Origin of the sequence: Bradyrhizobium sp. CB1717, from assembly GCF_029714325.1 — a bacterium.
In the GTDB taxonomy this organism is placed as follows: Bacteria; Pseudomonadota; Alphaproteobacteria; order Rhizobiales; family Xanthobacteraceae; genus Bradyrhizobium.
In genome coordinates this window covers 7,900,449-7,914,289 of record NZ_CP121666.1, presented here as the reverse complement: position 1 = coordinate 7,914,289, position 13,841 = coordinate 7,900,449, and the positions used below count along the sequence as shown (strand labels likewise).

13 protein-coding genes are annotated in these 13,841 nt (G+C 58.7%); 8 read left to right on the top strand and 5 right to left on the bottom strand.

Annotated features, from left to right (window positions below; translation table 11 throughout):
- Nucleotides 1–210: 210 nt before the first annotated feature.
- From nifV to QA649_RS36665, 5 genes are all read left to right on the top strand, one after another.
- Complete coding sequence (gene nifV / locus QA649_RS36685; protein WP_100233657.1) at nt 211–1,398, top strand: homocitrate synthase; 1,188 nt, start codon at nt 211–213, stop codon at nt 1,396–1,398.
- A 328-nt stretch (nt 1,399–1,726) separates the two neighbouring features.
- The gene (gene nifW / locus QA649_RS36680) at nt 1,727–2,068 is read left to right on the top strand and encodes a nitrogenase stabilizing/protective protein NifW (RefSeq protein WP_283026179.1); all 342 of its coding nucleotides are present in this window, start codon (nt 1,727–1,729) and stop codon (nt 2,066–2,068) included.
- 989 nt (nt 2,069–3,057) lie between these two features.
- Entirely contained in the window at nt 3,058–4,167 is a 1,110-nt protein-coding gene (locus QA649_RS36675; protein WP_100233554.1) for an electron transfer flavoprotein subunit alpha/FixB family protein, read from the top strand.
- 12 nt (nt 4,168–4,179) lie between these two features.
- Nucleotides 4,180–5,487, top strand: a complete 1,308-nt coding sequence (locus tag QA649_RS36670) for an FAD-dependent oxidoreductase (RefSeq protein WP_283021427.1) — start codon at nt 4,180–4,182, stop codon at nt 5,485–5,487.
- 37 nt (nt 5,488–5,524) lie between these two features.
- Entirely contained in the window at nt 5,525–5,821 is a 297-nt protein-coding gene (locus QA649_RS36665; RefSeq protein WP_100233553.1) for a ferredoxin family protein, read from the top strand.
- 247 nt (nt 5,822–6,068) lie between these two features.
- On the opposite strand, the gene QA649_RS36660 is transcribed toward QA649_RS36665, so the two are convergent.
- On the bottom strand, nt 6,069–6,617 hold the full coding sequence (locus tag QA649_RS36660) for a carboxymuconolactone decarboxylase family protein (RefSeq protein ID WP_283021426.1): 549 nt from the start codon (nt 6,615–6,617) through the stop codon (nt 6,069–6,071).
- 6 nt (nt 6,618–6,623) lie between these two features.
- The gene (locus tag QA649_RS36655) at nt 6,624–7,178 is read right to left on the bottom strand and encodes a peroxiredoxin (protein WP_100233551.1); all 555 of its coding nucleotides are present in this window, start codon (nt 7,176–7,178) and stop codon (nt 6,624–6,626) included.
- A gap of 930 nt (nt 7,179–8,108) precedes the next feature.
- Between QA649_RS36655 and QA649_RS36650 the strand changes: the two genes are divergently transcribed.
- The 3 genes from QA649_RS36650 (at nt 8,109) to QA649_RS36640 (ending at nt 10,990) form a co-directional block, all read left to right on the top strand.
- Nucleotides 8,109–8,723 carry a hypothetical protein gene (locus QA649_RS36650; protein ID WP_283021425.1) on the top strand — a complete coding sequence of 205 codons (615 nt, stop codon included), beginning with the start codon at nt 8,109–8,111 and terminating at the stop codon, nt 8,721–8,723.
- Nucleotides 8,695–9,006: a site-specific integrase gene (locus tag QA649_RS36645; protein ID WP_146006634.1), complete on the top strand. Its 312-nt coding sequence runs from the start codon at nt 8,695–8,697 to the stop codon at nt 9,004–9,006. The genes QA649_RS36650 and QA649_RS36645 overlap by 29 nt, the downstream gene beginning before the upstream one ends.
- 1,222 nt (nt 9,007–10,228) lie before the next feature.
- Complete coding sequence (locus QA649_RS36640; RefSeq protein ID WP_283021424.1) at nt 10,229–10,990, top strand: Ulp1 family isopeptidase; 762 nt, start codon at nt 10,229–10,231, stop codon at nt 10,988–10,990.
- Nucleotides 10,991–11,270: 280 nt separating this feature from the next.
- On the opposite strand, the gene QA649_RS36635 is transcribed toward QA649_RS36640, so the two are convergent.
- From QA649_RS36635 to modC, 3 genes are read right to left on the bottom strand one after another with little or no spacing between them, the layout of a single operon-like run.
- Nucleotides 11,271–11,942, bottom strand: coding sequence for a DUF2478 domain-containing protein (locus QA649_RS36635; RefSeq protein ID WP_349254051.1), 672 nt, complete (start codon nt 11,940–11,942; stop codon nt 11,271–11,273).
- A 54-nt stretch (nt 11,943–11,996) separates the two neighbouring features.
- Entirely contained in the window at nt 11,997–12,140 is a 144-nt protein-coding gene (locus QA649_RS36630; RefSeq protein ID WP_283026178.1) for a TOBE domain-containing protein, read from the bottom strand.
- Nucleotides 12,141–12,179: 39 nt separating this feature from the next.
- The gene (modC, locus tag QA649_RS36625) at nt 12,180–13,121 is read right to left on the bottom strand and encodes a molybdenum ABC transporter ATP-binding protein (RefSeq protein ID WP_283021423.1); all 942 of its coding nucleotides are present in this window, start codon (nt 13,119–13,121) and stop codon (nt 12,180–12,182) included.
- Nucleotides 13,122–13,841 lie beyond the last annotated feature (720 nt).

Here is a 13,841-nt window from a genome sequence, read left to right as displayed (position 1 = left end):
GACGCCGTTTCGAGCGAGTGACCATGTGTCCAAGGCGGCGGCGGGCTTAAGTGCTCCGCAACAATTCTCACATCCTGGCAGGCCGCAACTGCATTAAAGTTCGAACTCGGCGGGGCAGTAGGCAAGGCGCCCGCTTCATAGGCCTGTCGCATTTACGACAATCCATTTGCTGAAGCTTAGGTAGGTCAAACAATGAGGAGCTCTCGCGTGATTGCCGCTAGCACCGCCGCAAAATCGTCTTGGTCCGACCAGGTGCGTGCCAAGCCCACCGTGCTCAACGACACGACATTACGCGACGGTGAGCAGGCACCTGGCGTTGCGTTCACCACAGAGGAAAAGCTAGCGATCGCGCAGGCGCTGGCGCGGGCCGGAGTCACGGAGATCGAGGCCGGAACGCCGGCGATGGGCAACGAGGAGATCGCCGCCATTCGCGCCATTGTCGAAGCAGATCTTCCGCTGACCACCATAGGCTGGTGCCGGATGCGAGAATCGGATGTCGACGCGGCGATCGAAGCAAAGGTGTCCATGATCAATATGTCGATCCCGACCTCCGATGTCCAGATCGCGGCCAAGCTAGGTGGTCATCGCGACCTGGCGCTGGAACGGATGAAACGATTGGTAGGCTATGCCTGTGCGCGCGGACTTGAGGTCGCCGTCGGTGGTGAGGACTCCTCCCGCGCCGACATCGATTTTCTCATCAGACTGATGGCAACTGCAAAAGCCGCGGGCGCGCGTCGCTTTCGTATTGCAGATACGCTCAGTGTGCTCGATCCCGACGCAACCTACGTGCTGGTCAGGAATTTGCGTGCGACCACCGATCTCGAACTCGAATTTCACGGTCACGATGATCTCGGACTCGCAACCGCCAACACGCTCTCCGCTATCAAGGCCGGCGTGAGCCACGCCTCAGTGACCGTCATCGGGTTGGGCGAGCGGGCCGGAAATGCCCCGCTCGAGGAAATCGCGGTCGCACTCAAGCAGCTCTACGGGCGCGAGACTGGCATCATACTTCCGGAGCTCGGGAACGTCGCCGCGGTGGTAGCAGGCGCGGCCGCACGTGCGATTCCTGTGAACAAGGCCATCGTCGGAGAGCATGTATTTACGCACGAATCCGGCATTCATGTCGATGGCCTTTTGAAGGATCAACGCACCTATCAATCGCTTGATCCTGTTTTGTTTGGTCGCAGCAACCGCTTTGTGATCGGCAAGCATTCCGGACTTGGGGCGATCACCGCGTTACTCGATGAACTGCAGCTCGTCGCCAGCGCCGATGAAGCCACACAGATTCTGTCGCAAGTCCGCAAATATGCCATTGAGTACAAGCGGCCGGTCGAACGCGAAACCGTGGCGGCGATCTGGCGCGACGTGTGCGGATGCCTGGCAACCCACCCCGCGTGAAAAGCCGTGTCCAGCAGCGTTTGCGTAAACAGACGCGCCGCAAGGATGGCGTCCGATATCGCTGATGGGCCCGAACGGCGTCCTGCTTTTCGCACGTCAGATCCCCTGGCGCGATCTCACCTCCAGATCTTACTTCCCGTTCCGCCATACATGCTGCGATCTCCTACCCAATGGCGAGCCGCCCCGCACTGCCAATCGGCGTGTTCTCGCGCTGAGTTCCGGTCCGGCGACCGTCCTGACTAGCGTCAGCCTCGATCGTGGTCTGGCCATTGATCCCGCCAGCAGTCAACAGGCGCCACCCCATCTCAAATCCGAAGGAGAATTTTCCATGATCAACTCATCCCCGGCAATCGGTATCCTCGATCGGCTCAGCAAGGCCTCATCGGCGGAGGATTTTTTTTCGCTACTTGGCGTCGATTACGATCCTAAGATCGTGAATGTCGCGCGCCTTCACATCTTAAAGCGCATGGGACAATACTTTGCAGAAGAGCAATTTGCAGGTGCCGCAGAGCCGGAAATCAGAGCTCGGTGCAAGGCGATGCTGGAGCGGGCCTATGCCGATTTCGTGGCATCGTCACCGATCGACCAGCGAGTGTTCAAGGTTTTGAAGGAGGCGGCCGCAGACCCTAAGAAGGCGGCGGCCTTTGTCCCATTGAGCGAGCTGAAGTGATCTAGCGTTCCACTGCAAGGTGTGCCCGACGGGGCACCGTGGCAACCCGATGTGCGGCCTTCGTCTTTATCCGGGTCAACTCTCTGCAGCTATCACCCGAGCGGCGGCTGTCGTATTCCCGACCCATGTTTGGACTGTTCGTGTCCACGGTACCAGCGGATATTTCAAGTGTCTGCCAAACCATTACTTTCGACTGACTTTCACTGTTTTTTGCAACTGGTACGACACTTGCTGTTGTCCTGCCTATCCGATCATCGATGCCGACAGATGGTAGTCGTCCGAGATGAGATTGAAGGAAGACTTATGATGCTGCTTTTAGTGCCTGCCGAGCCCTGCGCCATCATCTCGTGGCCTACGATCGCGCCAGGTCCGTTCGAAACGGTCTTTGACACGATCAAAGCTCCGTATGGACGGTGAGATGGTGGTCAATGGATAAGTCGCCCGTTCGCGCTACACTCGGAGAGGGTATGCCCAGCGTCGTCCGGATCAAGTCGGCCCCGGATTCCGCTCAGATTTGTATCCATCTCATGGCGGATAGCAACATGCGTCAGGAAGAGGGCCAACGTGGGCCCATACGGGCTGTCGGCGCTGGAGGCTCGGCATGGATCGCGTGACAGGTGCGTTGCCAGGATCGCGCTCGTCGTCACAGTCAATGTGGAGCTGGTGGGCCGAAAGTGAGGCGCAGGTATTGCGCAGCGAACGGACTCGCCAACTCAGGCATGGAAGCGACCGGTCACAACCACCGCGGCGCCCTGGCCGCTGCGGTGGCGCTCGTCGAACCTGGCGCGCAAGCGTCCAGTGTGGAAGACCGCTCCAAATCCGGCCGGACCGATACGTCTATCGCGACGACGCCTCTTGTTGTGCGGCCGGTCGGATCAAGCAGGGGCAGAGCAGCCGGCCCTTCGCTGACCGAAAGTGATCTTCAGTTATCGAAGCCAAAAAGCAAACCTGTGGCGCGGGCGCGCCTATCTTTGAGGGGAATTTAGATTATGAGCAATGTCACCAGAACGGCCATGCCGGCGGCGGCCGGTCGCGCAGGGGCCAAAAAAGAACTGCCGGAGCACTTTAAGGCCTACAAGCACGTCTGGGTCTTCGTCGAGCTGGAGCGCGGCCGGGTGCATCCGGTCTCCTGGGAGCTCATGGGGGCGGGCCGCAGGCTGGCCGACAGGCTAAAGGTGAATCTTGCTGCTGTCGTTATCGGTCCGGAGGGGCAGCACACACGTAACGCCGCGCTTGACGCATTTTGCTATGGCGCCGATATGGCCTATCTCGTGAGCGACAATGTTTTGTCGGATTACCGCAACGAATCCTACACCAAAGCGCTAACCGAACTCGTCAACACCTACAAGCCCGAGATCCTACTGTTGGGGGCGACGACGCTCGGTCGCGATCTCGCAGGTTCCGTGGCGACGACTCTGTCGACGGGGCTCACAGCCGACTGCACCGCGCTGGACGTCGACGCCGATGGTTCGCTGGCGGCGACGCGTCCGACCTTTGGCGGCTCGCTGCTCTGCACGATCTATACCTTGAATTATCGTCCGCAGATGGCAACCGTCCGCCCGCGGGTCATGCCGATGCCTGAGCGCGTCGTACGCGATGCCGCTCGTATCATCGTCCATCCGCTCGGTCTCGTGGAAGATGACATTGTCACGAAGGTATTGTCGTTCCTACCCGACCGCGATGCAGAGACCTCCAATCTGGCCTATGCCGATGTCGTGGTTGCGGGCGGCCTGGGACTGGGATCGCCTGAGAACTTTCGGTTGGTGCGCGAGCTCGCAACTCTGCTTGGCGCTGAATATGGCTGCTCGCGTCCTCTCGTGCAAAAAGGGTGGGTTACGTCTGACCGGCAAATCGGCCAGACGGGCAAAACCATCCGGCCGAAGCTCTATATTGCCGCCGGCATTTCCGGCGCGATCCAGCACCGGGTTGGCGTGGAGGGTGCGGATCTGATCGTCGCCGTCAATACTGATAAGAACGCTCCGATCTTTGACTTCGCCCATCTCGCGATCGTCAGTGACGCCATTCAATTGCTACCGGCGCTGACGGCCGCATTTCGCGCTCGGCTTTTGCCGAATTCGCGCGCCCGGATCGCTGTCTAGAAGGAGATGATAATGATTGAAGAGAGATTCGATGCGATCGTGGTCGGAGCCGGTATGGCCGGCAACGCGGCGGCATTGACCATGGCCAGACGCGGCATGAAGGTGCTGCAGCTCGAGCGCGGCGAATATCCCGGATCGAAGAATGTGCAGGGCGCCATCCTCTATGCCGACATGATGGAAAAGCTGGTCCCCGAGTTTCGAGAGGAGGCGCCGCTCGAACGTCACCTGATTGAGCAGCGGTTCTGGATGATGGACGATCGCTCCCATGTTGGCATGCATTACCGTTCAGACGACTTCAACGAGGAACGGCCGAACCGGTACACGATTATACGCGCCCAGTTTGACAAATGGTTCTCTTCCAAGGTGCGGGAGGCTGGCGTGACCTTGCTGTGCGAGACGACCGTCACCGAGCTCGTACGGGGCGAGCGTGAAAGGATCGTCGGTGTTCGTACAGATCGTCGAGACGGCGAAATACATGCCGATGTCGTCGTGCTGGCCGAGGGGGTCAATGGCCTACTCGGGACGCGCGCGGGCCTACGCGCGCGACCGAGACCCGACAACGTTGCGCTCGCGGTGAAAGAGATGCACTTCTTGCCCCGCGAGACTATCGAGGCGCGCTTCAATCTCAGGGGCGATGAAGGCGTCGTGATCGAGGCGGCCGGTACCATTTCCCGCGGCATGACCGGAATGGGTTTCATCTATGCCAACAAAGAGTGCATTTCGCTCGGCATCGGTTGTCTCGTCGCCGACTTCCAGCGCACGAGCCAGACGCCCTACGGCCTGCTCGATCAATTCAAGCGTCACCCCTCCGTGGCGCCCCTGATAGCAGGGTCCGAAGTCAAGGAGTATTCGGCCCACCTCATCCCTGAAGGCGGGTACAAGTCGATCCCGCAGCTTTATGGGGAAGGCTGGGTCGTAGTGGGCGATGCGGCCCAACTCAACAATGCCGTTCATCGTGAGGGTTCCAATCTCGCGATGACTTCCGGCCGCATCGCCGCCGAAGCGATAGGTCTCGTGAAATCGCGCGGCGAGCCGATGAGTGCAGCAAATCTATCGATCTACAAGAAGATGCTAGACGATTCCTTCGTCATCAAAGATCTGAAGAAGTACAAGGATTTACCGCCCCTAATGCATACCCAGTCACAAAACTTCTTTCTCACCTATCCGCAGCTAATCTCCAAGGCGATGCAAAACTTTGTGCGCGTCGATGGTACGCCCAAGGCTGAGAAGGAGAAGGCGACCCTGAAATCCTTTGTCAGGGCGCGGTCGTGGACAGGTCTGTTCGGTGATGCTTGTCGTTTTGCCCGGGCCTGGCGCTGACCGCGACAGTGTGAGCCCAACGATGGAAGGTCAAAGCATGAATGTCGAATCTCTAGTGCGCGTCGAAGACAAGCTGTATTACAACCGCTATCTTGTCGACATCGGTCACCCTCACGTCAAGGTCCGTGCGCACACGACACCATCGCCGCAGCTACTTGCACTTTTGAAAGCCTGCCCCGCGCGATGCTACGAGCTCAACGACGATGGCCAAGTCGAGATAACAGTTGACGGCTGCATCGAGTGCGGTACCTGCCGCGTCATCGCCGAGCCCACCGGCGACATCGAATGGAGCCATCCGCGCGGCGGATACGGGGTACAATTCAAGTTTGGGTGATGGTGAAACAGGGCCGTGGTGCGAGTTAGGCGATAGGGTCTCACCGCATCAGTGGCGCATTCCGCGTCACTTGCGCGGCGGCTGGAATTCGAGCAAGACACTCTTCGTGGGGACGCTGCACAAACCATGGCGTGCAGATGGGTCGCTTGTGCGGGAGCCGCGAAGGACTGGTTGTGGCGTTACTGAGTGGCGCCACAATGCAGTCGATCGGATGGCAGAGGAAGGATCAGCCCCTCGCATGAGAGGGTCAGCCGCTCGCCTGAGAGGGGTTGGGCCCAGCGGCCTCGATTGCGATCGCCACTGACTGCATGATCGCGGCAAAGCGCACGGCGGTCTGGATCGCGTCGGAATTGACGCCCGCGGCTCTCAGTGTCCTTTCATGGGCATCGATGCAGGCACCGCAGCCGTTTATGGCGGAGACCGCAAGCGACCACAGCTCGAAATCGGACTTGTCCACGCCGGGATTGCCGATCACGTTCATACGCAGTCGTGGCGGCATCGCTTTGTATTCGGGGTTGGAAACAAGGTGAGCGAAGCGGTAATAAACGTTGTTCATCGCCATCAAGCTGGCTGCGGCTTTCGCTGCGGCGATCGCCACAGATGTCATCACAGTGGACGCAGCCGATTCCATCGCGGCAATCAGGGCTGCATTGCGGGTGGCAATTGCGCTCGCCAGCAGCAGCCCGTATTTTCGTTGCGACGAAAGCGTCTCATCGGCCACCAAGGAGGTCAAGTTAAGCCTGACATCCTTCGCGAAATCGGGAATCGTGTCGCTTAGTTGTTCGATCGACGACATGCTGCCTCAAGCAACTTTCAAGGTTTCGCCGCCGATTTCGCGGTTGCAAGGACAGAGCTCGTCGGTTTGCAGCGCGTCCAGAACGCGGAGAGTGTCCTTAGGACTGCGGCCGACACTGAGATTGGTCGCATAGACGTGCTGGATCGTATTTTGGGGGTCAACAACAAAGGTGTAACGATAGGCAACCCCTTCGGGTGAACGCACGCCAAGAGCATCGACGAGCGTTCCCTTTGTGTCGGCAAACTGCCAGATTGGCAGTTTGTGCAGATCGACATGTGAGCGGCGCCAAGCGAGCTTGCAGAACTCATTGTCAGTCGAACCACCCAGTACAACCGCATCGCGGTCGGCGAATTCCTTGGAAAGGCGGGCAAACTCAGCGATCTCTGTCGGGCAGACGAAGGTAAAATCCTTGGGATAGAAGAAGATGATCTTCCATTTTTCTGGAAAGCTCGCTTCGGTCAGCGTCTCGAATGCACTCTGTCCTCCTTCTTCGTGCGCTTGAAAACCGGGCTTCACGCCTGTGATTTCGAATGGCGGCAACTGACTTCCAATTCCGAGCATGCTGTCCTCACAAGTTTGCTTTTTGTAGAAGCTGAGTTCACTGTTGAAGCAAGCTATATGCCATCCGTTCTCAGCAGCGGAGTCTTGCGGCTTTGATGCAGGCAAGCTCGGGTGCTTGGAGCGTCGATCGGCGAAAATCCGTAGCCAAGCGCTTCCTTGCCAAAGCTCATGAAAACAGTCTTGCTTTGCGCAATCGCCTGAGATGTTCGCCTGCAAGCGTCTGGTCAAAGCCCGTTCTGCGTCCCTCGAGAGCACTACCTCATCTCGCCATCAGTGTGCCAAGTGGCTGTCGGCCTGCCGAGATCTAATGCAAATATTGAATCTGACGAAGCGCGAGGTTCGTAGCATCTGACGTAAACAAGAGCGGCTGTATCGCGGCGTGAATAGCTGCGCGCGGCGATCACTCTGAAGCTTCATGATCACAAGGAGAGACCTCAAGGTCTCAAGATCTTAGGTGCATTGGGTATGTGGCTGTGCAGGACCGCCCCGGTTTGTCGCGGATGTGAGGACATTCGCGTGAAGAAGTGAATGCGAATCAGAACTGTCAGTTGCAGGCATTAAATCCCGCTAGGTCTTCCAACGGCAATGGATCAGCCCAATTTCGATTCCAATGTGCCGTGTGCGACCTTGCCCGGGAGTAGTACGCGAACGCCATTGCTCTTCCGATGAGGCAAGTTGGCTTTCGTTTCTCTTGGACTGTTTTCTGTTTTGATCGAGGCCACTCAGGAGCGGGTGCTCTGCTGCAGCAGGCAAGATTGGTCAGGTGTGAGAAATGCACGAGCTCGGAGCGGCGTGCGATGGGGGTCTCTTTTGTTCAGGCATCGATCTGATCGGCCGGCTTTCTTGAGCTGGAGTCTCTGTGGTCGGTGCACCGGAGTGTGAGCTCTGGGGCGGCGGCTACGAAGAATTATGTCATCTAGGGAGAGTGGTATGGAACCGGGTTATAACGATCCGAACTATTGGATGCGTTGGTACGCCGGGCAACAAGAGCTGCAGCGTGCGCGGCAAGGGGCCGATGCCGAGCCTGCAGATCAAGATGGCTTCGAGCAGCAGTTGGGTGAGCTGCAACTCCGCTCTGCTGAGGAGAGTTCGCCTCCGGCGAGTTCCCCCGAGGCTCCAGCCGCCCGGTCGCGTGAAAATATCCAGCGTACGGACATTGGTGGTTCGATGCGGATGCCGCCCAGGTCCAACCTGCGCGACAATTCCTCCAGTAGTACGCGTTACAGCGTCGATGTTGCGCACGCTTATCTCGGCTCGGGCGCAAGCGATTACCAATCTGACTTGCGGGGCAGGCCATTCAGGAGCATGCGCTACACAGCGCCGTCGGAGGCACAACCGGAGGCGCGGGCCAGGGAGAGCAAGTACCGTGGAGTGTTCTCGCGGGTCAAATCAGGGCTCGGCAAGGTCTTTGGAGGAAGTCGCCGGGAGAAGTCGTCGGGCGGCGACGCCGTCTATTCAGAGCTCCGCATGGATTTCGCAAAGCGCAGTCGACCGTCCGAAGAGGACCTGGAGCTGATTGCAAGAGTTCAAGACAGCATTGGGTAGCGCGCACCGTAAGACCAAGACCATTGAGAACTACGTGACGGCACTTCGAATGTTCAGCGAGTTCCTCCGACCCAAAGGCATCACGCTAAAGGACCTGCTTGGCAACGCTGATCGGCTGGCCGCCTATAAAGATGAATTTATGAAGGTGGCGAGCGCCAATAGCAGGAACTCTGTGGGGGGAGCATTGGCAACACTCCGGAATTTCCAGGCTGGAAATCCCATTCCGCCCCCAGCTTTTGTGAATACGCGAGAGCAACCGATGCATCCCCAGATGAGCGGATGATCCGCCAGTTCACGGAAAGTCAAAGACTACAGAATTTCTCCCGATGGTACCAGAGGCCGCGGGACTGGAAAGGTCCCGGCTGCTACGATCAAGTCCAACGTGCAGGCGCTCAACACGTTTGCTCGTTGGCTCCGAGCACAGAATAAAGGGCCATTGGCTCTTCGGGCGTTCAATGAACCAAGGTCGCTCGCCGCCGACATCGACGAGTACGTTGAAGCTGGCGGCGATGATCGAGACCGCCTCAGTGCGGCGCTGTCTCATCTGTGCAGGATCGGGGCTGACGGGCTCCAAGCTGTCGGTGCCGGGGCCCGCCTGATGGGACGCTGAAACATTGTCGGCTCATCCGGAGGACATCTCCACGATCGATGACGTTTTGACCGACGCTCTGTCCAACCTTGGATCTGACGCGACCAAGAAGGAGAAAGCCGCCGTTTCGACGATGGTTTACCGCCTACGCTCTTTCAGTGACTGTCTTCAAAGGGAGGGCAGGCGGAGCATCATGGACCGAATCGGCGGCAATCCTGCGCAGCAATCGTCATTGAACGCAGATTATGCGGCGTTCAGTAAAGCCACAAAGCGGACGGCCCCACTCGATCCATTTAGAGAATACCTAGGTATCGAGCCCCAACAAGGATTTCGCCCTTACGACGACGACGCCCGCCTCATTGAGGGCCTCGCCGACGAAGAGCTATGCAAGCTCGACCCGGTTCCCAGCACAGGAGAAAAGCCATTCAGGATACTGCCTCGGCGCAGCGCAAGTTCAGTGACTGGCTCCGCGCAGAGGGTAGGGAGAGCATCGCGAGCCGAATCAACGGCAACAATGAGCAGCAACGCTCGCTGGATGCAGACTACAGGCTTACGTCGAAGCCAAAGGGAAATCTGGCGTGCCTCTCAAGAAGCTCAGGCAGTATGCGCAAGTCGTCGAGGCAAACAGAGCGCTGGGTGTACCCTCTCCTCAGCAAAGAGCAGGCTCGGACTCAACCTCCATCCCGACCTGGATGCGAGATTTGCCGACGCCGCCGTCCGAAAGTGAGTGGCCGCCGATGGTAGGCCCGTTTGGGCAGGCCAGCAGGCAGGAGCCGGCTGGGTCGAGCTCAACTTGGTCCCCACAAGTGCCGACCTATTTCGACTTTCCCAACGCCGAAGGGTGAGCCAGCTCGGTCCTCAGGCATCTATCGGGGTCTCGGTTCTTTGGTTGACCTGTCCGTCCACACCGCAGGACATGCGTGACGATGCCCAGTCAGGGCTGGTGCAGAGCCCTGCCGGGAGACCTCCGTTCTTCATCGGGCCATCAGGCGTACCCCAAGAGCTGGAGGATATCGGACATCTCGTCGGCGAGGATTGGCAGCATGGCTCACAGCCGGTGCCGGATTTCCTGCTCGATGTACTGGACAATAAAATGCTGTTGCCGAGTTCGCGAATGGCTCCCCAGCCGGTCTCCATCAACGGGGAGACCTATTCTATCACGTTGGGTCCGCGAGGACGCCGGGACGCTCAGCTGATCCATCATGCTGGCCCATCCTCGGCTCCTAAGGCCAGGGTCGGCGGTTCGGCTGCGAGTGCCTCTGCTGGCGACCGCAGCGGGCGGATGCTCGGAGCCAGGGACTGGCTGGGCGACGAGCATATCCAGGGAGACTACGAACTCCTGGCGCAGGAGTCGTGGGTGAGCAATCCAAATCTTGCCTCTCGGACCCGATTTGTAGATTCTCTCATGGCCTTTCGGGTGGGCCAGGGTACCAACGCCGACGCGCTATCCGCATTCCATCAGATTGTCGATGATCCCAATGGTAACGACACAGCCGACTTTCTGTTCGTGCCGGTGAATGACGCCAGCACTATGGACCTCGATGACCGCGGGTCCCATTGGTCGTTGCTGCTGGTGGACCGCCGCGATCGCAATAATCCGTTCGCCGACCACTACGACTCCGCCCGGGGACGCAATGACAGACCCGCAGCAATGCTCGCAGCGCGGGTGGGAGCCTGAGACAACCTGCAAAACGCCCTCATACGCCAGCAGAGGAACGGCTACGATTGCGGTGTCTTTGTGCTCGACGGTACGCGGGCGCTGGCCAGGCGGTTAGCGGGAAGACGTCAGCCAGACCTGAACCTAAGCAATCTCGTCGTCGACTAGCAGGCACTGCAGAACCGACTGAGGGGTTGATATCGGCGGAACAAGCAGCTGGTTGAACTCTCGCCATAGGAGGTCCGCAATCTGCAGTTCGCAAAGCATCGCGGTGGCCAGAGCGTGAGAGCGGACGCAAGAGCTAGGGCTGTTTTCGGAGGCGGCGAAAGAGCCCGATGGGCGACTTCGGAGACGACGTGGTCGACAGTCTCACTGTCGTCATCAAGCGATCCGGTATCATCGTCCCCAAATAACCGCAGCTGGGGCTGAAGGTGCGCCCCCGGCGCGTTGAGATCTCGCACCACCACTGCTCCAAGGATTCACGATCACAAGGCAGCAGCGTGCCAACCCCCGCGGTGAAGGTTCGCCAGTCGGCAAGGCATTTTTTTGGAACGGCTGTCAGGACTGGTACGCCTCGCGTGATCGCGTCAACGAATTCGGCGCGCAGGCCCCGGCCAGCGGCTTCTTGTTTGGCGAATTTGTTGACCACGAGAAGATCGATCTTGTTGCGAAGTGCCTTGGAAACGACAGCTGCGGCCTCGGCGAGCCCATTTGTATCGAGATTACAGGACGTAGCTCCGCTGCCGAGTGGCTGGGAAATCGAGATCTCTTGTCCTGTCGCGACGTCGATTGCGAGCATGACGTGCGTGCCATTTGCGGACCTCGCGTGTCGCTGCACGATGCCGCCGATGCGTACACCTTGCTGCGCGATATTCTGCGCAAAATCAGCGAGTAGCCTATCCACATCGTCTTTTGGACGGTAGAGAATAGCGCCCACACTATTCGGATCTATCTCATCCAGTTTATCGATCACGGCCGGGTTCCTGTTGATGTGTTTCTCGTATCGGGGCATATCTGTCGAACGCTCTCATGCGGATCGTGGCAGGCGTTGCAAGCACCGCTCGGCAGCCGCGAGCGGAACGGCGCGCGCGACCTCCGCAAAAACGTTCGCTCCATTGCTGAGCCGTAGCGCATCAAAGGAGCGGCGCGTAATGCGCGCCAAAAGCGGCACGCCAGAACGGCCAGTTTCAAGAGCCAGGACCAAGGTGACCTACGCCTCATCGAACGGCAGAGAGGCTTTGATGCGTGCCGGAAATACATTGAGGATAGAGCTTGCCCGTGGGGGCTCGCACGCGATGCTGACATCGCCGGCTGCGATGCGCAGCCGCAGCTGCGCGCCCGGTCTAAGCGGCACTCCAGGTATCAGAAGGCGCGCCCCGTTGAGGCGGAGCATGATCAGCCCATAGCGTCCGTCATAGCCGCCGACCAAGGTATCAAGACAGACTGCCGCTTCGCCGCGCCCAGCTAGCGCCGGATCGCTCTGAACGACATTGAGCGGCCCGGCCGCAGTCACGACGCCATCTTTCATCATGACAAGATGATCGGCAAAACGCTCGATATCAGCGATATCATGGGTGATGTAGATCATCGGCAATGGGAGCTTTTCCCGCATGCGCTCGAGAAATGGCAGGATCTCGCATTTGGCGGAGCGGTCGAGCACAATGAGTGGATCGTCCAGCAAAAGTAGCTGAGGCTGGCCCAACAGCGCGCTGCCAAGGGCAAGGCGCTGTCGCTCGGCCGCGGAAAGATGTGATGGCGAACGCTCGAGCAGCGGCGACAAGGCGAGCAATTCGACCACTCCATCAAAATCGATTAGTGTTGGTGTCGATTTTGACGCCTTGTATAGGAGGGTACGCCGTACAGACCAATGCGAAAGAGGAATTGGTGGTCGGAATACATATGCGAGGGGACGCAGATGAGGCGGTCGAAACGTCGTCTCGTTCTGCCAAATCTCTCCATCGACCGCACAAAATCCGCTGGGCAGACGTTGCACGCCAGCGATGCAGCGCGCGAGTGTGGTCTTGCCGCATCCGGGCGGACCAAAAATCGCTGTGACGCCTTTGGCTGGTAGACTGAATTGCGCATCAAGCGGAATGTTTCCGAGAGAGTCGTTGAAGGCAACCTCAATATAGCCCGTTTTTGCTTCTCGCATGAACCTACGCCTGTGCTGTATCTTCCTGTGCAGGTCACGAGCACAATCGCTGCAGATAATCCGGCCTGTGCCGCTCACGGCGTCTCTGCTCGCCTGAGGGCACAAACTGCGGCGGCGGACTGCAGATCTGTGTTAAGATCAGACGCTTCTTGAGCATCTCCGCGCCGTGAGGATCGTGACAGTCGGACGCTTCCCAGTGCGGTTGCCCATGAGAGGCAAAGCGCCTGTCCCTTAGCGCGGAGTATTCAGCCTGCTTCGCCTGCCCGGCGCCTTCTGTTGAAGGTCCAAATCGCGACGCTTGAGAGGTTTGGCGGTAAAGATGTCGGCTCAGGCCAGAGCTGAATACTGGCTCGGAGCCGAAAGTCCGCATCAAGGATCCCACGGCTTTGCTAGACGATTTGACGTTTGCGCCGGAAGCCACAGTCATGGCTTCTGCATTCTCGGGTGCGAGCAGCATCAAAGCCAGATCGATCAGGATGAATCGGATAAATCTCATTGAAACTCCGGCTCCCCGCGCCCCTCCCTTGGCGGGGAATGGTTGATCCATACCCAGCAATCCGCGTGCCGTTTCAAAGAATATCTGCGCGTCTTGCGGCAAGGGAGGTTTTGTATCCGTCTCCACCCGACATCTTAAATCGCCACCTCTTATTGTAGGACTGTGGACGCTCGCGTCACCATGCGCACAATGTAGGAGCTACCACATGGAAGCTGAGGATGATC

What these genes read in the sequence shown, in the direction of transcription:
- nifW (WP_283026179.1), top strand. Translation starts at nt 1,727, where the DNA reads ATGATCAACTCATCCCCGGCAATCGGTATCCTCGATCGGCTCAGCAAG.
- QA649_RS36675 (WP_100233554.1), top strand. Translation starts at nt 3,058, where the DNA reads ATGAGCAATGTCACCAGAACGGCCATGCCGGCGGCGGCCGGTCGCGCA.
- QA649_RS36670 (WP_283021427.1), top strand. Translation starts at nt 4,180, where the DNA reads ATGATTGAAGAGAGATTCGATGCGATCGTGGTCGGAGCCGGTATGGCC.
- QA649_RS36665 (WP_100233553.1), top strand. Translation starts at nt 5,525, where the DNA reads ATGAATGTCGAATCTCTAGTGCGCGTCGAAGACAAGCTGTATTACAAC.
- QA649_RS36660 (WP_283021426.1), bottom strand. Translation starts at nt 6,617, where the DNA reads ATGTCGTCGATCGAACAACTAAGCGACACGATTCCCGATTTCGCGAAG.
- QA649_RS36655 (WP_100233551.1), bottom strand. Translation starts at nt 7,178, where the DNA reads ATGCTCGGAATTGGAAGTCAGTTGCCGCCATTCGAAATCACAGGCGTG.
- QA649_RS36650 (WP_283021425.1), top strand. Translation starts at nt 8,109, where the DNA reads ATGGAACCGGGTTATAACGATCCGAACTATTGGATGCGTTGGTACGCC.
- QA649_RS36640 (WP_283021424.1), top strand. Translation starts at nt 10,229, where the DNA reads ATGCGTGACGATGCCCAGTCAGGGCTGGTGCAGAGCCCTGCCGGGAGA.
- modC (WP_283021423.1), bottom strand. Translation starts at nt 13,121, where the DNA reads ATGCGAGAAGCAAAAACGGGCTATATTGAGGTTGCCTTCAACGACTCT.